Consider the following 23380-nt stretch of genomic DNA (forward strand, 5'->3'; position numbering starts at 1 on the left):
CAATAAATACATACACAAGCGTGGAGAAAATAATGAAAGCAAGTAACACACAACTCGCTTTGGCAGTTGCTGCAGCATTAGCAAGTACATCCGTTTTAGCCGATAACGATACGCAAAAACTACAAGAGGAATTAGATGCGTTACAAAAAGAAGTAAGTGCACTAAAAACAACCAGTGGTTTTAATTTAGAGTTTGGTGGACGGGTTCAGCTCGACTACAACTATTTTGATGGTGCTTACAATGCTGATAACGAGGGCTCTGGCGGGAGCAATTTTTTCCCTCGTCGTATTCGTACTTACGTTGAAAGTGAGCACGGAAATTGGGATCACAAGTTGTTACTCGAGTTTGCCGAAGGCACTGCTGAAATAGTGATGGCGCGTGTTCGCTATGCGTTTGATAACGGACTTAAAGTTAAAGCAGGTAAAATTCGCGAAGATATATCGCTAAATGCATTAACCAGTTCAAAGCACATTAATACAATTGAGCGTAGTTCGCTTGCCAATACTTTCTCCCCATTTTTTCGTTGGGGCGCTTCTGCCTATCAATATTTTAAAGACTCTGGCTTTCGTTACGCGATAGGCGTTTATAAAAATGATGCATTTGGTGCAACAGGTAGCGATGAAAACGATAAGCTTACTCTTGCTATTACTGGGCGTGCTACATGGTCGAGTACATCACCTGGCGATGTAATTCATTTAGGCGTGTGGCATTCATATCGCGATATGGGTGGCAATGAATTAGGCGCACGTTTTGCGCGTGGTGAAGTGCGCGAGACTAATACTCGCCTTGTTGATTATGCTGCTGGTGGTGTAACAAGCCCACTTGATAGTTTATCGCAAACCGGTCTTGAGTTTGCTTATCAGGCGGATTCTTTAACACTTGAGGCTGAATATGCAAGCCGCTCACTTGATGCCGCTAATAGTGCTGATTTTTTAGATGGCGAGCGCTTTGATGGTTTTCATGTATCGGCAAGTTACTTTTTAGGTGGAGAACAGCGCCAATACAAAGCGAGCTCTGCATTATTTGTACAACCTAAAAATATTAAAGATGCATGGGAGTTGGTGGCACGTGTTTCAGAAGTAGATGCTACAAGTAGCTTACAAGGCACAAAAGCGACAACTTATACATTAGGTACATCTTATTACGTAAGTAGTGATATTAAGTTTATGGGTAATCTAATTTACAGCGATGTAGAAGGTGCCGGTACTACTGCGCTGGTTGGCGACGAAGACTCTGGTATGGGCTTTAGTGCACGTATGCAGTATTTATTTTAAAGGGACACACAATGAAATTATTTAAATCATTACAAACGACCATACTTGCAGCATCGTTAGTACTTAGCAGCCCAATGGCAATGGCCGACACTCACTTTTTAATCCCTGGCGGACCTGGTGGTGGTTGGGATACAACAGCCCGTGGTATAGGCGAAGGTTTAGTTAAGTCAGGCATTGAAAATAATGCATCTTTTCAAAATATGTCTGGTGGTGGAGGCGGTCGTGCTATTGCGTATTTAATTGAGTCGGGCACTAAAAAGGGCGATATTTTAATGGTTAACTCAACGCCTATCGTATTGCGCGCGTTAAGTGGCCGAATTCCTTATAGCTATCGCGATTTAACACCTGTAGCCAGTATGATTGCAGATTATGGCGCGTTTGTAGTGCGTAACGATTCTCCATTTAAAACTTGGGAGGATGTTATTAAATCAATAAAAGAAGATCCAAGTTCGGTAAAAGTAGCGGGCGGTTCTGCTCGCGGCAGTATGGATCACTTAGTGGCGGCTCAAGCTGTTAAAGCTGCGGGTATAGATGGTCGACGCCTACGTTATATTCCTTACGATGCAGGCGGTAAAGCTAAGGCTGGGTTGCTTTCAGGCGAAGTGAATTTACTTTCTACTGGCTTAAGTGAAGCGCTTGAAGTAGCTAACGGTGGTCAAGCACGTATTTTAGCGGTTACATCGGGTGAGCCCTTACCTGATTACCCAAAAATACCCACACTTAAGTCACTAGGTTACGATATGGAATTTGTTAATTGGCGTGGTCTTTTTGCTGCACCTAATTTACCCGCTGAAAAGTTAGCACAGTACACAAAAAAACTACGTGAGTTGCAAAGTACACCTGAGTGGGAAGCTGTACGAGCTCGTAACGGTTGGCTAAATCTTTTTCAAGAAAAAAATGAGTTTATTAAGTCACTAGAAGCACAAGAAGTGCAGCTTAGAGCTGTAATGGAAGAGCTTGGCTTTATCCGCACATTGCCGTAATCGAGGTTTTAAAATGACGAATCGAGAATTAATAGGGCCAAGTTTATTCTTGGCGCTATTTACTTTATACGCTGTGGTTGCATGGCAAATTCCGCTACTACCGTTTGAAGAATACGAAACGGTTACCTCAGCGACACTTCCTAAAGTATATGCCGGGTTTGGTATTGTGGTGTGCTTACTTTCTATTGGTTCAACATTGCTTAAACCAAGAGAGAAAACTAATACTGATGATGTTCTTGAAAAGTCACACGTACTGCGCACCTTTGGTTTATTAATATTAATGGTAATTTATAGCGCGGCACTGGAGCCAATTGGTTTTTTAATTTCTACTAGTGCGTTTTTGCTTGCGGGCTTTTTTGTGATGGGCGAAAGACGTAAGGGAATTTTGCTATTTGCATCGATACCGGTTGCGGTGGTTTTTTGGTTTTTGATGACTCAAGTATTGGGTATTTACTTGGTTCCGGGCGATTTGTGGAGTTAAGTTATGTTTGATGGAATTATGCTTGGTTTGTCGACCGTGCTCGACTTTAATAATTTAATGTACGTTATAGCTGGCTGCTTGGTAGGTACTTTTATAGGTATGTTACCAGGATTGGGGCCAATTACCGCAATTGCCTTGATGATCCCAATTACTTACAGCATTGGCGCCGATTCGGGCATGATTTTAATGGCGGGTGTTTATTACGGCGCTATTTTTGGTGGCTCTACGTCATCTATTTTAATTAATGCGCCTGGCGTGGCGGGTACGGTAGCTTCCTCCTTTGATGGCTACCCGCTTGCTAAACAAGGGCATGCAGGTAAAGCATTGGCAATTGCTGCTTATTCCTCCTTTATAGGCGGAACGATTGGCGCCATATTATTAATGGTAGCTGCACCTTTATTAGCAAAAGTGTCATTGAGTTTTCAATCCCCTGATTATGTTGTGTTGATGTTTTTAGGCTTAACAGCTATTGCAGCATTTTCAAATAAAGGGCAATTTTTAAAAGCAATGATGATGACTGTGTTTGGCTTGATGCTAGCAACGGTTGGTATTGATCCATCATCAGGGACTGACCGATTTACCTTTGGGCAACCTGATTTACTCGACGGAATAAGCTTTTTACTGGTTGCTATGGCAACGTTTGCATTAGCCGAGGCGCTTGTAAATGTTGTAAAACCAGAGAAAAAAGATGCTAAAAACATTAATGACTCAGACACACCGCAAATAGGTTCAACCAAGTTAAGTAAAGCCGAGATTAAAGAGATAGCACCAGTGATTGGTCGCTCGTCTATTTTAGGTTTTATAGTGGGGGTGTTACCGGGTGCTGGTGCAACTATTGCAAGCTTTATGGCTTATGCAACAGAGCGAAATTTAGCGCCAAAAGGTTTGAAAGAAAAGTTTGGTAAAGGCTCATTACGTGGTTTAGCTGCGCCAGAGTCGGCAAATAATGCGGCGTGTACAGGATCGTTTGTTCCACTGTTAACGCTTGGTATTCCGGGCTCAGGTACTACGGCAATTATGCTAGGTGCTTTGATTGCTTACGGCATTCAACCAGGTCCAATGCTTATGCAAGAAAACCCAAGTGTATTTTGGGCGGTTATTGTAAGTATGTACTTTGGTAATATTGTACTGCTTATTTTAAATTTGCCGCTTATTCCTTACTTTGCAAAAGTATTAGCAATGCCTAAGTCGGTACTCACCGTGATGATATTGTTCTTTAGCTTAATTGGTGTTTACTTAGTGTCCTTCAATACCTTCGACTTATTTATGATGGTAGGATTTGCGGTGGTTGCGCTAGTATTGCGATTACTGTCATTTCCTATGGCACCACTATTATTAGGTTTTATATTAGGAGATATGATTGAGCGAAACTTCCGTCGTTCAATGATGATTTCTGATGGCTCATTAAGCTTTTTATGGGATCGTCCGCTAACATTGAGCATATTTGTAATTTCAATTTTAGTGCTGTTGTTTCCGTTAAAAGATTATTTAATGCAACGCCGTGCAGACAAAGTAAATGCATAATTGAGAATGAAATGAAAAACACCAACAAGCTAAATCCATTGCAAAACATGGTCACAAAACCTAAGCGATTAGAAACACGATTAATTATTTGGGTAACAGGATTGTGTGTATTGCAGGCTTTATTATTTGGCGCGTTGGTGTATCAACTTACAGCGCAAAGCTTACATAACCATATTGGTGATAAAGCATTAGCTGTGGCAAGCAGTATTGCCACACGTGCTGATGTAATTAATGCACTGAAAATACCTAGTGACTTAACCGCTATTAACATGAAAATTGAAGATTTACGACAGCTTGTAGGTGCTGATTTTATTGTTGTTGGCGATGAAAATGCGCTTCGTATTGTGCATCCAGATGAAGATAAAATTGGCAAAAAAATGGTCGGAGGCGATAGCAAAGCTGCATTAAAAGGTGAACGCTATATTTCGGTGGCCCATGGTAGCTTAGGTGAATCAATTCGTGGCAAAGTGCCGGTGTACGCAGGTAATAATGAAATAGTAGGCGTTGTATCGGTTGGTTTTTTAGTACAATCAATCGATCCGCTTATTCTCTCTCGCAGTAGTGAAATTTTAATATGGGGCTTAATACTTGTAGGTTTAAGTATACTGGCGGCTATTTATATTGGACAGCGTGTCAGAAATGCTATTTTTGGCCTGCAGCCAGATGAAATTGCACGTTTGTTTTCAGAACAAGATGCAATTTTAAATACGGTACGCAGCGGTATTATTGCACTCGACCCGGACGGAAAAGTACGAAAACTCAATCAACGCGCCTGCGAAATATTAGATAAACCAACTTCAATTCTTAATCAGAACCTCAGCTTAAACGATTTATTACCTGAACATGCAGAATTTTTATTGCGTAATCAGCGACGTAAAATAGTGGGTTTTGAATTATTTGCCGCCGATAAACGCCTTATATTATCGAGATTTTCTTTGCAAGTGCAAGGGCAGGCGGATGGTATTTTACTGAGTATGCGCCCCTCTGATGAACTTGAGTATTTAAGCCAACAACTTACTAAAGTTCAGGCTTTTGCAGAGCTTTTAAGGGTACAAACTCATGACTATTCTAATAAGCTCAACTTAATTGGTGCGTTAGTGCAAATGGGCAAAAACGAACAAGCTATAGAAATAATAGGGCAAGAAAGCCAGGGCTCTCAGGCACAAATTCATAACTTGTTAGAGCGCATACAAGACCCTGTGCTTGCTGGTTTGTTGGTGGGTAAATATCATAAAGCAAGAGAATTAAATGTTGCGCTTGAGCTTAACCCCGACAGCCTACTTGGTGTTATTGCACGTAAAGATATGCTCGAGCGAGTTGTGTCTATTTTAGGTAATCTTATAGATAATGCGATTGAGGCTGCTATTAGGTCATCGAACTCTCGCTCTGCAAAAGTACGGGTAACCGTTGATGAAACCAGCCAAACTCTCTTATTTGATGTAGAAGATACAGGCTTTGGGTTAGGTTCTGACCATGATGTTATTTTTACCCCTCAGTACAGCTCTAAATCAGGAGCAGAGCATGGTATTGGTTTATATTTAGTAAAAACAAATTTAGACTCATGCGGTGGCACGTTAGAAATTGGTGAGTCAGACCTACTTGGTGCAAGACTAAGTGTTTACATTCCAAAATAATAAGAGCATTAAACATGACGTATTCAGTAGTAATAATTGAAGACGAAGTAGAGGTAGCACAGCTATTAGCGCAGTACTTGTTATTACCAAATGGTGTCGCAGGTAGTCAAACGCCAAAGCAAAGTTTAAGGCAAGCACAGTATCAGGTAGTGGGCATTGCAGGTAATTTAAGCACGGCAACAGCCTTACTGCATGCAATTGAACCCGATTTGATTTTACTCGATATACATTTACCTGATGGTAACGGACTTGATTTATTGACCGACTTACGACGTCGAACGATTAAAAGTGAGGTTATGCTGCTCACTGCTGCAAAAGAGGTCGAAACCCTTGAAAAAGCAATGCAGTTAGGTGCATGCGACTTTTTAGTAAAACCATTAATGTTAAACCGACTTGATCAAGCACTCGCACGTTTTGAATCACGTCAGCAATGTTTTTCTGATGCAAGTGAAGTAACGCAGTCAATGGTTGATATGTTATTTGGTTCAAAGCAGCAAACCAACACGTCTGTTCGTTTACCAAAAGGGGTCGATCAACTTACCCTGCAAAAAATACATGATGCTTTTGTAGAGCACGCAACCACTGCATTTACTGCTCAGCAAATGGGCGATTTGGTCGGTGTGAGTCGCTCTACAGCACGCCGTTACTTAGAGTATTTGCTTGAATCAGGTAAGTTAACAGCGGATCAAAGTTATGGCAGTATTGGCCGTCCTGAACGTTGCTATAAAATAGCGAAGTAACTTGGTGTATCTGAAACTTAAGTATTAAACGCTATTAATTTCAATGTCTTGCGTTTTTTTTGTTATGTTTGATATTTAATAGATTCTGACGATAAAAAAAATATGTTGAATTGATTGCATTTTAAGCGGCTTGTATGGTGATGTTCGCATTAAGTGATGTTATACTCCTGCCGAATAATTTATCGACTTTATTAAGAGTAAAATTAATGGCAGATTTATCGAAGTACAGAAACATTGGTATTTTCGCGCACGTTGATGCGGGTAAAACCACGACTACTGAGCGTATCCTAAAGCTTACTGGTCAAATCCATAAAACAGGTGAGGTTCATGATGGTGAATCTACTACTGACTTCATGGAACAAGAAGCTGAGCGCGGTATTACTATCCAGTCTGCGGCTGTAAGCTGTTTCTGGAAAGATCACCGTTTTAACGTTATCGATACTCCTGGACACGTTGACTTCACAGTTGAAGTATACCGTTCACTTAAAGTATTAGATGGCGGTGTTGGTGTATTCTGTGGTTCTGGTGGTGTTGAACCACAATCAGAAACTAACTGGCGCTATGCTAACGAATCAGAAGTTGCACGTATTATCTTTGTAAATAAATTAGACCGTATGGGTGCTGATTTTTACCGTGTAACTGAGCAAGTACGTAAAGTACTTGGCGCAACTCCACTAATCATGACTTTACCAATCGGTATCGAAGATGAGTTTGTTGGTGTTGTAGATGTTTTAACTAAAAAAGCGTACGTATGGGATGACACTGGTCTTCCAGAAAACTACGAAATCACTGACGTTCCTGCAGACATGGTAGAAAAAACTGATGAATACCATGAAATGCTTATCGAAACTGCTGTAGAGCAAGACGATGACCTTATGGAAGCGTACATGGAAGGTGAAGTACCTTCTATCGAAGATATCAAGCGTTGTATCCGTAAAGGTACTCGTGACCTTGCTTTCTTCCCTACGTTCTGTGGTTCTGCTTTCAAAAACAAAGGCATGCAACTAATCCTTGATGCTGTTGTTGACTACTTACCTGCTCCAACAGAAGTTGATCCTCAACCTCTTATGGATGAAGAAGGTAACGAAAATGGCGAATTCGCAATCGTATCTGCTGACGAACCTTTCAAGGCGCTAGCATTTAAGATAATGGATGACCGTTTTGGTGCATTAACTTTCGTACGTATCTACTCAGGTAAGCTTAATAAGGGTGACACTATCCTTAATGCGTTTACTGGTAAAACTGAGCGTGTTGGCCGTATGGTTGAGATGCAAGCAGATGACCGTAACGAATTAACTAGCGCACAAGCTGGTGACATCATTGCTATCGTAGGCATGAAAAATGTGCAAACTGGTCACACTCTATGTGATCCTAAGCACCCAGTAACACTTGAGCCAATGGTATTCCCAACTCCAGTAATCTCGATTGCTGTACAGCCTAAAGATAAAGGCGGTAATGAGAAAATGGGTGTTGCTATCGGTAAAATGGTTGCAGAAGATCCATCTTTCCAAGTTGAGACTGATGAAGATTCAGGCGAAACTATCCTTAAAGGTATGGGTGAGCTTCACTTAGATATCAAAGTTGATATCCTTAAGCGTACTTACGGTGTAGACCTTATCGTTGGTCAACCACAGGTTGCTTACCGTGAAACTATCACTCGTGAAATCGAAGATAGCTACACGCATAAGAAACAATCTGGTGGTTCTGGTCAGTTCGGTAAAATCGACTACCGCATCAAGCCAGGCGAAGTTGCTTCAGGCTTCACGTTTAAATCATCAGTTGTTGGTGGTAACGTACCTAAAGAATTCTGGCCTGCAGTTGAGAAAGGCTTTAAGTCAATGATGGGCGAAGGTGTTCTAGCTGGCTTCCCAGTATTAGACGTTGAAGTTGAACTTTTTGACGGTGGTTTCCATGCCGTGGATTCATCTGCAATCGCGTTCGAAATCGCTGCTAAAGGTGCTTTCCGCCAATCAATCCCTAAAGCGGGCGCACAACTTCTTGAGCCAATCATGAAAGTTGACGTGTTCACTCCAGAAGATCACGTTGGTGACGTAATCGGTGACCTTAACCGTCGTCGTGGTATGCTAAGCGACCAAGAAGCTGGTTTAACTGGCGTTCGCATTAAAGCTGACGTTCCGTTATCAGAAATGTTCGGTTACATTGGTTCACTACGTACAATGACATCTGGTCGTGGTCAGTTCTCTATGGAGTTCTCACACTACGCACCATGTCCACAAAACGTAGCTGACACAGTAATCGCTGCAGAAAAAGAGAAAAAAGCTGCTAAGTAATTAGCTCTTTAACTCTTTAAAAAACCCGCACATGTTGCGGGTTTTTTATTACCTATAATTTGGTTTTATTTTTTATAGCTTTTTATAACTGCTTTTTATTATTAATTAGTCCTATATTTTTAATTAATAAAAAGGTACTAGAGCAATTTATTTATATTGTTACAAAGCAGGGATTTGTTATACACGTCTATGCACAGAGCGTTATATCAATAGTGAGGAAATTACTGTTGTATCATTTAGCTCGTTTTTTCTTTTCACTATTTTAAAGTAGAACTGGAGAATGGTAAGGTTTTTCATTTTTATAACTGGCAACTTGATGATGAAACGCAATCAGTTATTTCTAAAATGTACTGTAATAAGTTAGCTAGAAAAATAGAAAATATTAGCGGCAAATGCAGCGCATGATTTTTTAATTTAGATAGAAAAAAGGAGCAATTAATTGCTCCTTTTTTGTTTTTATTTTATAACGCGCTAATTAAACTTTTTTATAGCCTTAGCTTTTAGCGCTTTCATCTTTAGCCTGCGTGGCTTTTTAAAAGATTGTATAGGCATTGATACCATATGCTCTTGTGGCAGTGCCGGAATTGTTTGTGGGTAAGTTCCTTCCTTTGGCACGGAAATCTCTTTTAGATGTACTTTAAGCGCCTCTAGAGTTGAGTCGTTATCAACTTCACTAGGGCAAATAAATATACCTAACTTTCTTAGTTGTACGCCGAGTTTGATACTACTGGTATAACGGATAATTGGAGCACCTAATACTAAGCCTAATAATATAGGTGATAGCCACCAAAAGAATACAGGTGTGAAGTAGTAGGCTGTGCTACCCCATGCTATAGCCACAATAGTAGAGAATAACGTATAACCAAACGCTTCTTTCCACGGAACCATACGACCTTCGCGCGGTTGTGCATCCCACTTCACTTTTTTACCTAAAAATACGCAAAGTACAAAGTAAGCATGAAATACCATCATTAATGGTGCAACAATAATAGCAAATACAGTTTCAATAATTGAACCTAGGATTAACTTAATTGAACCACCAAAGCGTTTGTTTCTATGTATTAGGGTGACTATTACGCCCATTAATTTAGGCATTAATAAAATAACAATAGTTAAATACAAGAGTGAATCAATAAGATCGGTTTTAGCTATTTGCCATGTAGGAAATAATTGATAAACACGGTTAAAGTACACATCACTATTTAATGCGCGCGTTACTGCATCAATAGTACTTAGCGCTAGCATTGAGAGCCAAATTAGTGATGAAATATAAGCGGTTGCACCTAATAGAAAGTGCAGCTTACTCATTAATTTTAATTTAGATGACGATAGTAAACCTAAGTGCTGAATATTACCCTGTACCCAGCGTCTATCGCGTACAGCATAATCGAGAATATTACTTGGTACTTCTTCGTAGCTGCCTTCAATATCTGATAGTAATAGTACATCCCAACCTGCACTATGAAGTAGTGATGCTTCTACAAAGTCATGACTTAAAATCTCACCGCCAAAGGGTGCGTTACCTTTGAGTGTTGGCAAGCCACAGCACGTTATAAATGCTTCAACTCTAATGATTGCATTATGACCCCAGTAGTTGGCTTTATCTGTTTGCCAAAATGCTGAGCCAGTAGCGAGCATTGGGCTATATAGCACTGATGCAAACTGTAAAAAACGACCAAAAAAGGTATCTTGACGAACAGGTATTGGAATCGTTTGGATCAGGCCTGCTTGTGGGTTGTTTAGCATGCTTGTAGTAAGTTCTAACATACATTTACCGGTCATTACGCTATCTGCATCAAGCACAATCATATGGTCGTAATTACTTCCCCAGCGCTCACAAAAGTCGGTTAGGTTACCTACTTTGCGGTGTTTGTTATCTTCGCGACGACGATAAAAAACATGCTTTGCTGTATCCCCTAAACGTTCGCACAATGCATGCCATGCACTTAGCTCGTTTTTAACTATTTGAGGGTCTTGTGTATCGCTTAATAAATAAAAATCAAAATTATCAAGCTGACCAGTTTCTTTTAACGATTGTAGACTTACTTCAAAGCCCGCGATAACACGGTGGGTATCTTCGTTATAAATAGGCATTACAACGGCGGTTTTCTGAGCGTTAATTGCCTCGTTATTGAACTCAATTGGTTTAATACGTTTTAACGTAAGCGGGTCAATTCGAAATAACTGTAGTACAAAGCCGATTGTGCCACTACAAAAGGCCGTTACAATCCAAGCAAATGTGATTGAGAATAATATTAAAAGAGCATACTCAAGTAGTGTCATACCGTTTGAGCTTAAAATCTCAAACATAATAGATATGCCGTAGCCAGATGTGCCAAGTGCCGCAATGGCAAATAGCCATACTCTTAGTGTTTTGAATGGCATTGGAGTGCCCCTACCTTTATTACTTGATGTCATTTGGGTACCAAACATAGCTCCATACCTCGCTAATTTCTTTGTCACGTAGTTTTAACGATAAACGCATATCAACGGGTTGATCGTCCTGTGGTGCAATTTTAAAGGCTACACGCCATCCACGTGAATCCGGAAGTTTTTGTACATTCACGTCGGTTACTTCGCCTGTTGTAAGTTGAATGTCGGCATCTAGTTTTAACTGTTTAGACAGTTGATTTATTTCTGATCCAGTAAAATCAACAGTAAATTGGCGGTGGCTTTTTGGTGGTGGGTTGTCCTCACCAGGTAAAGCGGCGCTACCAATTCTTGTACGTAGTACACGTGCTTTCTCGTGCTGAGTTAAAACTGAATTAAAGGTGGTCATTTTGTAGCTTAATTTTAATGAATCTCCGGCCTTCATTGGTTTTTCTGGTACCCAGTAACTTACGATATTGTCGTTAGTTTCTGTATCAGTCGGTATTTCTACAAGCTCTACACGACCATTTCCCCACTCACCTTGTGGTTCAATCCATAGGCTAGGGCGGTCGTGGTAATGTGCTTCTGTGTCTAGATAGTTATTAAAGTCTCGGTCTCGTTGAGCTAACCCAAAACCTTTTGGATTATTGTACGAAAATGAAGTAACGCTGAGTTGTGATGGGTTGTTAAGAGGACGCCATACCCACTTGTCATCAGCAGATTGAGTTAATAGGCCATCCGAGTCATGAACTTCAGGGCGATAGTCATCAAAAAATTTGGTGCTGTTTTCGCCGTGATAAAACATACTCGTTAATGGTGCTACACCTAGTTTTTTAATATCTTTACGCGCAAAAATCTGCATATCAACATCAACTAGCATGTTAGTTGTAGGGTCGACGCTAAATTTGTACGCACCAGAAATAGATGGACTATCCAATAATGCAAAAATGATGATTTGTGTTTGCTCTGCCTTTGGTTTAACTAACCAAAACTCTTTGAACATTGGAAATTCTTCACCCGAATTCTCAGCAGTATCAATGGCAAGGCCTCTTGCTGATAAGCCATAAACTTGTTGAGGGCCAACGACTCTAAAATACGATGCTCCCTGAAATACCATTACTTCGTCTTTATACTCGTTAGTATTTAATGGGTAATGTAAGCGAAATCCAGCATGGCCTAGTTGAGTGCCCGCCACACTTTTAGCTATTTCTTCTTGTAGTGGTGCAGCAGTGCCATCGTATTGGTAAAAGTCGGTGCTGAAAGGTAAGCGGCTACGTTTAGAGTCGCTATCAACAGTATTTATTGTTACAGGTGTTTTATATAAAAAACCAGGGTGGAATAATTGCAGCTCGTACAGGCCTTCATCTTTCCACACCGCTTTGTCTTTTTTAAATCGAATTGAACGGTAGTCTTGATAATCAATATTATTTAGTGCTTCAAGCTCTATGTTTTTAGGTGCCACATATTCTTCGCTTGCTAGCTTTTTAGCGCGAGCGCTAATTACATCAAATAAGCTACTTTGTGGAATTGCTACATCAACAGTTGCAGCAATCGCTTGGTTGCTATTGCCCCAAGTCGAAAAAATAATAAGTAGACCCAGTAGTGGTGCTGACTTTTTTTGCCATTTAGGCAAGTTTTGGGTTAGTTGTTTCATTCTCATTCCTTTATAAAAACACGACTTATTTTTACGTTTAGGGTAAATATTGATTTTGTTTTGTAAGTATCTTCTAATTTACTTAAAGCAAAATGTGAACCCTTATAAAAGTTCATATTTATCAATAGGAAAACCAATATACGTAACTCATTGAGGTTTTTGTTGTGTAAAATTCACTCAATCTTATGTAGTTGTTACTGATTAATTACTAGAAGACTCACTAATCGTATGAACATATTACGGGGAGTTTAATGAAGCTTGTCTGAATTACATTTGTATAAAATAAAAAAGCCGCAAAAGCGGCTTTTTATATGTTTAGATTTTACTTAATTATTTCTTTTTAAATCGACGCACTATTGATAGTGGTGCTAAAAGAAGTGATAACCATAATAATGAACCTGCATCATTATCATCATCTGAGCGTAAGTTATTTACCTTAATGGCTACTTTTTCAATGTTTGATAAGTTACCAGCACTATCTTGAGCTTGTACTGTTAAAGTAATACGATTTTCGAATTCGTAATCAATCTCTCCAGCAACAATTAACTGCCCCTCATTGTTAATAGAAACGCTGTCATTATCAGATGTAATAAATTTAACAACAGGTGATTCATCGGCATTTGGATCACTAAAATCGAGCGTGCCGATAATTGTGCCAATTGCGCTGTTTTCATCGATTGCAAAAACTTGATCGGCTGCAATTACAGGTGTTTGCTCTTCAGGCGTTAAAGTAATTTCAGATTTAATGTCAATAATCACAGGGTCATGGTCTGATGCGCGGTATGCACTTTCAGAGTACAAGCTAGATTGTTGACCTTCGCTTTTAAACTCTACATTGTAATCAAGTGAAATAGGTTCATCTGCGTTGATATGCCAATCTGTTGCAGCGACAACTTTGCTAAGTAATGATTGTGTAGCTACTGCATGGTCTAAACTTCCTGCACGACCAGAAAAGCTATAAGAATAACCAAGTGTATCACCATCAATTTCAGCAACTACATTTTTGTAGCCTTTATCAGCAAATGCACGTATTGGATCTTCCATTGCGTAAGCATTCATATCGCCGACTAAAATAGTATCTTCGTCATCAACACCGGTTGGTTTGCTATCAAGCCAATCTGCGAATGCATTAGCACCTTGCGTGCGTATTTCATTCCAACAGCCTTGGCCATCACCTAAATCTGCATTATTTCCAGAAGCACTACCACAGCTTTTAGATTTAAGATGTGACACAGCAACAGTAAATACTTCATCAGTTTCTATTGATTTAAAGCTTTGTGCAATTGGAGCACGGTTACTAAAATCAAATGGAGCCTCAGTTGTAATGGCAGCAGTGCCTACTTCTTCTACTTTGTTAGCACGATAGATAAGTGCGGTAGTAATTGCATCGGTACCAATTTGATCTACGTTAAAATCAACAAATGCATAGTTGTTAGCACTATCTGCATCATTTAATGCATCTACTAAGCTAGCAATTGCACTAAATTCGCCAAAGCCATCATTCTCAATTTCCATTAAACCAACAACATCGGCCTCAATAGCGCTAATAGCACTTACAATTTTAGCTTCTTGACGAATAAATTCAGCTTCAGTATCTGCACCTCGAGATGTAGGGAACCCTCCGCCTTGGCCATCACCATTGAAGTAATTAAGTACGTTAAAGCTAGCTACACGTAAATCTGCTTCAGCATTAAGTTCAGGCGCATCTTCACGTGCATTTGTTGCAATAAACGAAGGCGCTAAAGTTGGGTGAATTCGGTAAAGACCGAAGCTATAAGCAAGTGCCCCTGTAACAGTATTAACAGTATCGCCAGTTCGTAATGTATTTTCTGCCGATAAGCCTGGAGTTGGATAAGCTGTAGGGTCTAAGTTTTGTACTGTAGAGCCATCATCTATTAAAATCTTTTTAAGTAGATTTTCAGTTTCAACTGCATTAGCAGCATCGCCAGGTAACGCAACCTGAGTACCTTGGTACAAGCGCTCTGTTGCTAATTCAACTTCACCATATCGACCAAGACCAAAGTTATTAGTCACTACTAATGGTTGCTCTAATGTGACTAACATACCTTCAAAAGCTTCTAAATCAGTTGTATTAGCTAAAGGTAAAGTGATTTTTGTAGCTGCTGCAGCTAAACCAGTGCCACACACCGCAACTTGGCTAACACTGCCAATTTGTGTTGCATCAAAATATTCTTCAACAGTACCTTGTACACGTACATGGTCGCCTACATTCACGTCAGTATCTGCAAAATATACAAATACACCTTCAGAGGTAAGTGGATTTGCATCTATATCAGCAGCCAGTGAGTTAACAAAAAAGCCTTTTAATTGTTCATCACCTTGAAAATCGGCGCTTACAACACCTTCAAGTTCTACTAATGTACCTACAAGTGGGCTAGCAGAGCCGTCACCTTGAATAGCATTTATTAGTGTTTTTTCTGCACCACAAACTAGTGGTTCAAGTGGTTCTGGCTCAGGGTCTGGCACAGGAGCGGTACCGCCGTTTCCTGTGTGTGAACCTAATCCATCAAAGGTGTCAATATCAAACTGTTCCCATTCTTCGCTAGGATCAAAAATGGCTGTCGAGTCAGTTCGGCCTGTGGTAATGCTATCTTTTCTTCGCAGCGTTTTGTTAACCGTAGTTACACCCCCTTCAGACCACTCTGAACCCGGATCAACACCAACTTGACCAAAACTATCAACAATTACACCGTCTTTAGTTAAAACAAGGGCATCATCACCGTTATAGTAGGTTACTGTGCTGGTTTCATCTGCAATATCAAGTATTGCAGCTGCTGCACTGGGGTTTGAAATAATGTAGGTGGTATTGGCGGCCAATGTTCCGGTTAAATCAATCGAGTTGCCAATCGAACTGCTACCATTTGAATAGAGTCCTAAAGTATAACCTTCAAGAGAAAGCTCCGTATCAGCATTATTATAAAGCTCGATTGCTTTATTATTACTGCTTCCCTCTATATATTCTGAAATGATTAGATCAGCGGATGCTGGTGCACTGAGACTTGCTATAACAAGTGCGAGTGGTGTTATTTTTGTTTTAAACATTTTTTTATTATTCCCGTGTATTAATCCCAAAATGGGACACCAGTTTAGAGAATAAATATGACGAAAATAATACAAAAATGTAAATGAATGTAAACAAAAGGCGGTTTAACCGCCTTTTAATAAAAAATTACTTTTTAGCTAGATATTTTGCGGCTTGCTTAGCAAAGTAGGTTAATATTCCATCGGCTCCTGCACGCTTAAATGCAAGTAAAGATTCCATTATTGTAGCCTCTTCACTTAACCAACCGTTATCAATTGCTGCTTTGTGCATTGCATACTCGCCACTTACCTGATATGCGAAAGTAGGTACACCAAATTCGTCTTTAACACGCCGTACAATATCTAAATAAGGCATACCGGGCTTTACCATAACCATATCAGCGCCTTCTTGTAAGTCTAATGCGACTTCACGTATTGCTTCATCAGAGTTTGCTGGATCCATTTGGTAAGTTTTTTTATCAGCACCTTTTAAGTTACCAGCAGAGCCTACAGCATCTCTAAATGGGCCATAGTAGCTAGATGCGTATTTAGCTGAGTAGGCCATAATTCGAGTATGAATAAACCCATCAGCTTCAAGTGCTTCGCGAATAGCGCCAATACGACCATCCATCATATCAGAAGGGGCAACAACATCAGCACCAGCTTCTGCATGGGAAAGTGCTTGTTTAACTAAAATTTCAGTAGTGACATCATTAATAACATAACCTGAATCATCAATAATACCGTCTTGGCCATGCGTAGTGAAAGGGTCAAGTGCTACATCAGTAATCACACCCAGCTCAGGAAAAGCTTCTTTTAACGCTCTTACGGTGCGTTGTGCTAAGCCATCATCGTTATATGCTTCTTCGGCAAATAATGATTTTTTATCCGCAGGCGTTACTGGAAAAATAGCAACGGCAGGTACGCCAAGTTCAACGAGTTCTTTTGCTTCAACAAGCAGTAAATCAATTGATAGGCGCTCAATACCAGGCATTGATTCAATTACCTCGCGGCGATTTTTACCATCAAGTACAAATACAGGGTAAATTAAATCATTTACGCTAAGCTGGTTTTCAGCCATTAAGCGGCGAGAAAAGTCGCTGCGGCGCATTCTGCGCATGCGAGTATATGGGAAAAGGTCTAATCCTGATTGGGCCATGTTAATATGCTCCTACTGTGGTAATGGAAAAGTAATTACTTGATTACGGCCATGCTGCTTTGCGTAATAAAGTGCTTTGTCGGCGCACTCAGTAAAAATTTGAGGGTTGCTAACATCATCAGCAATACTGGTGTATACACCAGCGCTAATAGTAAATTGAATATCATTATTGGCAACCGTTACTGTACTTACTGAGATATCAGCTCGTATTTTTTCAGCTATGTCTTGTGCGCCTTCACTAGGGGTATTAGGTAATAGCACAACAAATTCTTCACCGCCATAACGGGCAACTTCATCGAGTGGTCGTTTTAAATGGTCTTTTATAAGGTCAGACACTGCTTTAATAACTTGATCGCCAATGATATGGCCGTACGTGTCGTTGATATTTTTAAATCGATCTATATCAAGCATAACAATGCTAAGCGGCGTTTGTTCTCGACGAGAGCGACGAAGCTCCATTACCAGTTTTTTATCAAAAAAGCGTCTGTTTTTTATTCCAGTCAATGCGTCTTCAGTATTTAGTAACTCAAGTGAGCGGTTTTTTTCTTCAAGCTCTCTAAGCGTCACTTGTAATTCAAAGGTGCGCTCGTCCACCTGAGATTCAAGTTCTTGGCGAGTTTTTTCTTGTAATTTTAAGCGCTCTTTAAGTAGTGTATCTTGTGCTGTGTTTTCAGCAATCAAGGTTTGTTGAGCAATCACTTCTTCATCGCGTTGTAAAATAAATAACTTCATTACGCAGTAGCATAAGCAAAAAGTGCAACCAAAAAAGCATGCAAATACAAATGCGAGCGTACTTCTGTCAAAGGCGTATAGGCCCATTACTGCAACAGTAAAATAAAGCATTACCACCAAGAAAAAAACCAATACAAGTAATAGTGCTTTGTTTGGTTTAGAAGGCGTTAAACGCACGCACATAAAGGTAGTTACAATATAAAAGCCTAAAACGATTGGAGTAGTGATTAAACAAAATAATGTAACTATGTTGTTTGGAAGTAGCCAAATAAATAATAACGAAATAGCTAAAGCGTTAACTACAACTTTTTGAATAGTTAGCAGAAGAGAGGGCCTGGGATGGCAAACTTGCTTCTGCAAAGGCAAAAACAATAAAGTGATAAGCATAAGTAATATAGGGGTCATAACTTGCTGTAATGCAGGCAAATTAGGATGAACGTACCTTAAGCCAAAACCACAAAGGTAGGCTAATACACTACCTAATGTGAGAGATATAACCCCAGCATAAACAAAATAACCTTTACGTGAAAAACCATATAAAACTATGCAACTCACACCCAAAGAAAATATAAAACCAATCAATAAGCCATAGAGTAAATTGAGTTTTCCTTTGTGTGCCAAATAAGCTTCTGGTTGCCACAGTGTTAAAGGGACTCGCAAGCCTGAACTATTCGCCACTTTCATTATAATAAGCGTTTCGCTATTTGCAGGGCTGAGCAGTTTAACTAATAAAGATTCACTTTTAATTGTGCGCTTATATAAGGGGTAGGCATCACCAATTTGAGTATAAGAAAGTAATTGCGAGTTATGTAATTGATATACTTGAACGTCGTTTAGCAAAGGATTGTTTAGTGACAATATTTGCTCAGTATTATAACTAAGTGTATTTTTTATTTTAAATTTTATCCATACAGGACGCTGCTCTAGTCCTAAATTAAGGGGTTTTGCTGTGTTTTTTTGCCACTGTATATGGCTACTTTGTTGTGCACTTAATAGCGACGTTGGTTCAAAAGAGTAATACAGGTTATTAATGTTTTGAGAGTTAAAATCGTGTTTTATTATTACTGGGTTTGCGAAACAGCAAAAAGTGCAAAGGAATACTAATAGGCTTAAAAGTGCCTTTGCATAGACCATTAACGATCTTCTAAACCAAAAACACGGTGAAAGTTTTCTGTAGTTTTACGGGCCACAACTTCTTCATCTATTTGATAAAGTTGTGCAACCGTTTGACAGATATAAGGAAGCAGGGCAGGTTCATTTTTACGTGATTTAGGTTTTGGTTTAACTGTTCGTGGAATTAAAAATGGTGCATCAGTTTCTATTAATAATCGATCTAGAGGAATGCTAGGCACTAGCTGTTGTAAATCTTTTCCACGCCTTTCATCACATACCCAACCCGTTATACCAATATATAGACCTAAATCTAAATATTGCTTTAGAGCTGCTGAGTTACCCGTAAAGCAGTGGAGTACACCGCGAATACTAAACTCTTTTAAAATACTTAGCATGTCGTTACTTGCATCACGTTCATGCAAGTAAACAGGTAAATCTAATTTCTCTGCAAGTGCTAATTGGCGCCTAAAAACACTACGCTGTACATCGCGAGGCGAAAAGTCGCGGTTATAATCAAGGCCACATTCACCAATAGCAATAACATGCTTATTATTTGCAAGTACAGTTAGTTGTGCTTCTAGTTCATTAGTGGCTGATTTTGCATCATGTGGGTGGATACCCGCCGTAGAATATTGAAGATGCTTTGTTGCAAGTTCAAGTGATTGCTGACTGCTTGCAATATCACAACCAATAATAAGCATATTTGTAACACCCGCTTCATTGGCACGGGTAATTACATCGTGATGCTGCTCATCAAATTGATGATTAGTTAAGTTAACTCCAGCATCAATTAATGTATATGACATTACTTAGTACGTTTAACGCGAATAGAGCGGTTTTCACCGTCAATTTTAAGTAAAAATGAGTTAAAAACACCACGGCTAATTACAATCGTATCGTTCTTTTTCAAGCGCATGCTGTCAGATCCAATTTGACGCCATTGTTGACCGTTATCTAGCGAAATAATTAACTCGCCGTAAGCAGCTTCTTCAACTGAAGCAACCATCGCTTTAATTTCAGCGTCTTTTTCTGTCTGTGATTTTTTGTACTCTAACCCAAACTCATCAGCTGTTTTTTTCACTTCTGTTGGTGTTGTGGCTACTGCCTGAGGTACATTATTAGCTGTTGGTGGTGTGAGCGTTTTTGTTACTGATGGCTTAACCAGTGACTTACCCGCGATGGTATTATCGTAACAAAGTAAGCGGTTAAAATCGTTTTCAATAAAGCTACATGCTTGTAACGCTTGAGTATTAAACTCTGTTTGCGCAGCAAAAGTCGGTGCGCTTAATAAAACCAATAGTGAGAGTAGTTGTTTTTTCATTTTATTCCTCAGATTCTTTTTGTGGTTTAGCGGTATAAAACTTTGCTAAAATTAGACCTAGCTCAAACAGAAGAAGCATCGGAAATGCTAACAATGTTTGTGATAATACATCAGGCGGTGTTAAAAACATCGCGACTACAAAAACACCCACTACGATATAAGGGCGCTTTTCTTTTAAGCTTTTTGTTGTTGTTGCACCACTCCAGCATAGCAACATAATAGCCACTGGAATTTCGAAAGCGACGCCAAATGCAAAAAACAACTTTAATACAAATCCTAGATAACTACTTATGTCAGGTGCAAGGGTCATCATTTCGGGACCGGTACTTGTAAAAAACCCTAAAATAATTGGCAGAACTACAAAGTAACAAAAGGCTATGCCGCCATAAAATAATATTATACTTGAGGCGAGAATAGGCATGAGCATTTTCTTTTCGTGCTGATATAAACCCGGCGCTATAAACCCCCAAACTTGATGCAATATCCATGGAATCGACGCAAATAAAGCGACAAATAAAGTAAGTTTGAAAGGTGCAAAAAAGGGAGCTGTTACATCGGTTGCAATCATGGTTGCCGTACTTGGCAAATGCGAGACTAACGGCTGTGCAACAAAAGCATAAATATCATTTGCAAAATATACTATGGCAATAAAAATAACAAAAATGCTTAGTAGCGCTTTTATTAGCCGATCACGCAACTCAATTAAATGAGCTACAAACCCTGATTTTACTTCCTCAGCCATTATTTTTTATACCATGTAGTAAGTTGACCACAAAGTGAGAAATAAATTTCACTTTTTCTCATCAAGTTGTTGGTTATTTGATGTATCAGATTGTTGTTTTTTGTAGCTGTGAGTAACTGATTCAGCCGCTTTTTGTAGCTCTGTTAGTGAGCTTTGTAACTCAGGGCTTAAATCTTTTAATTCTTGCTGTTCTGCTTTTTTAAGGTTTTCGTGCAGCTCATGGATGCGAAGCTCTTCACTTACTTCGGCTTTTACTGAGTTGGCAAGTGATTTAGCGGTTTTAACCCATTTACTCACTGTTCTAATTGCAACAGGTAAGCGCTCAGGGCCGAGCACCACTAAACCAACAATAAAAATAACAACAAGTTCCCACATGCCCATACTAATTAAACCTTATTGTTATCTTTGTTTTTTTCAGTATCGGTTGAGTTGTCAGCAGTGTTTTTTTCTGATTGTTGAATTTGCTCGGATTTCTCTTTCTCGCTCATTTGATCATCTGACATTGCTTTTTTGAAGCCCTTTACAGCGCCCCCAATATCGCCACCCATACCGCGTAGTTTTTTTGTGCCAAAAAGTAAAACTATGATCGCTAAAACAATTAATAATTGCCAAATACTAATACCACCAAAACCCATGGTTTTCTCCAATATATAAAACGGTTAAATGTTTATTTTAAATACTAATTATACGCTCACTAGCGCAAATAGCACCCAGTTTATGCGCTGCGCCATGCCGCTATAAAGCTAATAGCCGATAAGCTTATTGCAAGACTTGCAGCTATTAAATCGTGCTGTAAATAACAAAGTGTTGCCATAATCATTGTAGCACTACCAAATAAACTCAATATTAAAGGTTTATGAGATACCTTTTGTTCTTGCGGTTGAATGTGTGGTGCACGCTTTAAATTTTGGTAAATTAGATCCGGTAACTCGGGCATTTTTTCAGCCCAAAATGGTAAGTTAGCATACATTTGTTTCAGTACTGATAGCGGTCCAACTTGTTGCTTTACCCAATCTTCTAAAAAGGGCTTAGCTGTTTTCCATAAGTCGAGTTGTGGGTAAAGCTGACGTCCCAATCCTTCAACGTATAATAAAGTTTTTTGTAGTAGTACTAATTGCGGCTGTACCTGCATGTTAAAACGACGTGCAGTATTAAATAGATTTACGAGTACGTGCCCAAATGAAATTTCGGCCAAAGGTTTATTAAATATAGGCTCGCAAACTGTGCGAATCGCAAATTCAAATTCTTCAATGCTAGTATCTGGTGGTACCCAACCAGAATCAACGTGTAGCTGTGCAACTTGGCGATAATCACGATTAAAAAAGGCGATAAAGTTTTCAGCTAAATAGCGTTTATCTTCTTTGCTTAACGTACCAACAATACCGCAATCAATACCGATATACATTGGGTTTTCAGGGTGCTCTCGAGAGACGAAAATATTACCCGGATGCATGTCGGCATGAAAAAAGCTGTCTCTAAACACCTGCGTAAAAAACACTTCTACGCCACGCTCAGCAAGTAATTTCATATTAGTGTTTTGCGCCATAAGTGCATCGGTATCAGAGACGGGTATGCCGTAAATACGCTCCATCACCAGCACATTGCTACGGCTGTAATCACTGTAAACTGCAGGGATGTATAATGAATCAGAGCCTTCAAAATTGCGTTTTAGTTGAATGCCGTTGGCACCTTCTCGCATTAAGTCGAGCTCGTCTAGGAGTGTTTTCTTATATTCTTTAACTACTTCTACAGGACGCAGGCGTTTTGATTCGTTATGTACTTTTGCAAGTACCTTTGCGAGCTTTTCCATTAGCGCTAAATCGGCATTAATTTGCTCATAAATATTGGGTCTAATAACCTTAATTACGACATCTTGCTCAATACTTTGCTCATCAATAAGTTTTGCTGTATGTACTTGCGCTATAGATGCAGAGGCCAGTGGAGTTTGTGAAAACTCACTAAATAATTCACTTATATCGTTAATTTCGAGCGCTTTTTCTATTATTTTTTGTGCAAGTTCGCCTTCAAATGGTTGAACTTGATCTTGCAAAAACGCAAGCTCTAAAGCGATATCATGAGGGAGTAAATCACGACGAGTAGAGAGCATTTGACCAAATTTGATCCAAACAGGACCCAGCTCTTGTAATGCTAAACGTAAACGTAGCCCCGCCGGTTTTTCTTTGTGCTGATTACGCAGCCAAAATAAACTACCACGGGCTATTTTACCAAACCAAGGCACTTTATGCTTTGGAATTAGCTCGTCTAGTCCATAGCTAAGTAACGTTTTGGTGATGTTATACAAACGTGCAGTCGACACAAA

18 protein-coding genes are annotated in these 23380 nt (G+C 39.5%); 7 read left to right on the top strand and 11 right to left on the bottom strand.

Translation table 11 applies throughout. The annotated features are described in order from the left end of the window. Nucleotides 1–32: 32 nt before the first annotated feature. From H5157_RS15750 to fusA, 7 genes are all read left to right on the top strand, one after another. Nucleotides 33–1274: an OprO/OprP family phosphate-selective porin gene (locus tag H5157_RS15750; RefSeq protein WP_008136526.1), complete on the top strand. Its 1242-nt coding sequence runs from the start codon at nt 33–35 to the stop codon at nt 1272–1274. Between the two features lie 11 nt (nt 1275–1285). Then, nucleotides 1286–2257, top strand: coding sequence for a tripartite tricarboxylate transporter substrate binding protein (locus tag H5157_RS15755; protein WP_182725044.1), 972 nt, complete (start codon nt 1286–1288; stop codon nt 2255–2257). 13 nt (nt 2258–2270) lie between these two features. Continuing rightward, nucleotides 2271–2738, top strand: a complete 468-nt coding sequence (locus H5157_RS15760; protein ID WP_008136528.1) for a tripartite tricarboxylate transporter TctB family protein — start codon at nt 2271–2273, stop codon at nt 2736–2738. 3 nt (nt 2739–2741) lie between these two features. Further along, a complete protein-coding gene (locus tag H5157_RS15765; RefSeq protein WP_008136529.1) occupies nt 2742–4262 on the top strand; it encodes a tripartite tricarboxylate transporter permease in 1521 nt (506 codons plus the stop codon). Between the two features lie 11 nt (nt 4263–4273). Then, nucleotides 4274–5896 carry a sensor histidine kinase gene (locus H5157_RS15770; protein WP_024597083.1) on the top strand — a complete coding sequence of 541 codons (1623 nt, stop codon included), beginning with the start codon at nt 4274–4276 and terminating at the stop codon, nt 5894–5896. Nucleotides 5897–5910: 14 nt separating this feature from the next. Then, on the top strand, nt 5911–6636 hold the full coding sequence (locus H5157_RS15775) for a response regulator (protein ID WP_008136531.1): 726 nt from the start codon (nt 5911–5913) through the stop codon (nt 6634–6636). Between the two features lie 206 nt (nt 6637–6842). Beyond that, complete coding sequence (gene fusA / locus H5157_RS15780) at nt 6843–8927, top strand: elongation factor G (RefSeq protein ID WP_004334977.1); 2085 nt, start codon at nt 6843–6845, stop codon at nt 8925–8927. 471 nt (nt 8928–9398) lie between these two features. Here fusA and mdoH read toward each other — a convergent pair whose 3' ends face one another. The 11 genes from mdoH to ubiB form a co-directional block, all read right to left on the bottom strand. Continuing rightward, entirely contained in the window at nt 9399–11360 is a 1962-nt protein-coding gene (gene mdoH, locus H5157_RS15785; RefSeq protein WP_182725045.1) for a glucans biosynthesis glucosyltransferase MdoH, read from the bottom strand. Further along, nucleotides 11332–12951: a glucan biosynthesis protein gene (locus tag H5157_RS15790; protein ID WP_182725046.1), complete on the bottom strand. Its 1620-nt coding sequence runs from the start codon at nt 12949–12951 to the stop codon at nt 11332–11334. The genes mdoH and H5157_RS15790 overlap by 29 nt, the downstream gene beginning before the upstream one ends. Before the next feature lie 330 nt (nt 12952–13281). Further along, nucleotides 13282–16014, bottom strand: coding sequence for an ExeM/NucH family extracellular endonuclease (locus H5157_RS15795; RefSeq protein ID WP_182725047.1), 2733 nt, complete (start codon nt 16012–16014; stop codon nt 13282–13284). Nucleotides 16015–16141: 127 nt separating this feature from the next. Continuing rightward, entirely contained in the window at nt 16142–17152 is a 1011-nt protein-coding gene (gene hemB, locus H5157_RS15800; protein ID WP_024597079.1) for a porphobilinogen synthase, read from the bottom strand. Nucleotides 17153–17164: 12 nt separating this feature from the next. Continuing rightward, nucleotides 17165–19018 carry a diguanylate cyclase gene (locus H5157_RS15805; protein ID WP_182725048.1) on the bottom strand — a complete coding sequence of 618 codons (1854 nt, stop codon included), beginning with the start codon at nt 19016–19018 and terminating at the stop codon, nt 17165–17167. Continuing rightward, complete coding sequence (locus tag H5157_RS15810) at nt 19018–19803, bottom strand: TatD family hydrolase (RefSeq protein ID WP_182725049.1); 786 nt, start codon at nt 19801–19803, stop codon at nt 19018–19020. The genes H5157_RS15805 and H5157_RS15810 overlap by 1 nt, the downstream gene beginning before the upstream one ends. After that, nucleotides 19803–20318, bottom strand: coding sequence for a hypothetical protein (locus tag H5157_RS15815; RefSeq protein WP_138489908.1), 516 nt, complete (start codon nt 20316–20318; stop codon nt 19803–19805). Before H5157_RS15815 ends, H5157_RS15810 begins: the two co-directional genes overlap by 1 nt. A gap of 1 nt (nt 20319) precedes the next feature. After that, nucleotides 20320–21060, bottom strand: coding sequence for a twin-arginine translocase subunit TatC (gene tatC, locus H5157_RS15820; protein WP_004334958.1), 741 nt, complete (start codon nt 21058–21060; stop codon nt 20320–20322). A 48-nt stretch (nt 21061–21108) separates the two neighbouring features. Continuing rightward, nucleotides 21109–21441, bottom strand: a complete 333-nt coding sequence (gene tatB / locus H5157_RS15825; protein WP_024597077.1) for a Sec-independent protein translocase protein TatB — start codon at nt 21439–21441, stop codon at nt 21109–21111. Between the two features lie 5 nt (nt 21442–21446). Next, complete coding sequence (gene tatA / locus H5157_RS15830; RefSeq protein ID WP_004334954.1) at nt 21447–21695, bottom strand: Sec-independent protein translocase subunit TatA; 249 nt, start codon at nt 21693–21695, stop codon at nt 21447–21449. A gap of 80 nt (nt 21696–21775) precedes the next feature. Continuing rightward, nucleotides 21776–23377 (bottom strand): ubiquinone biosynthesis regulatory protein kinase UbiB, encoded by a 1602-nt coding sequence (gene ubiB / locus H5157_RS15835; protein WP_024597076.1) that lies wholly within the window; start codon nt 23375–23377, stop codon nt 21776–21778. Nucleotides 23378–23380 lie beyond the last annotated feature (3 nt).

It is taken from the genome of Pseudoalteromonas sp. SG43-3 (assembly GCF_014164385.1).
GTDB classification, from domain to species: Bacteria; Pseudomonadota; Gammaproteobacteria; order Enterobacterales; family Alteromonadaceae; genus Pseudoalteromonas; species Pseudoalteromonas distincta.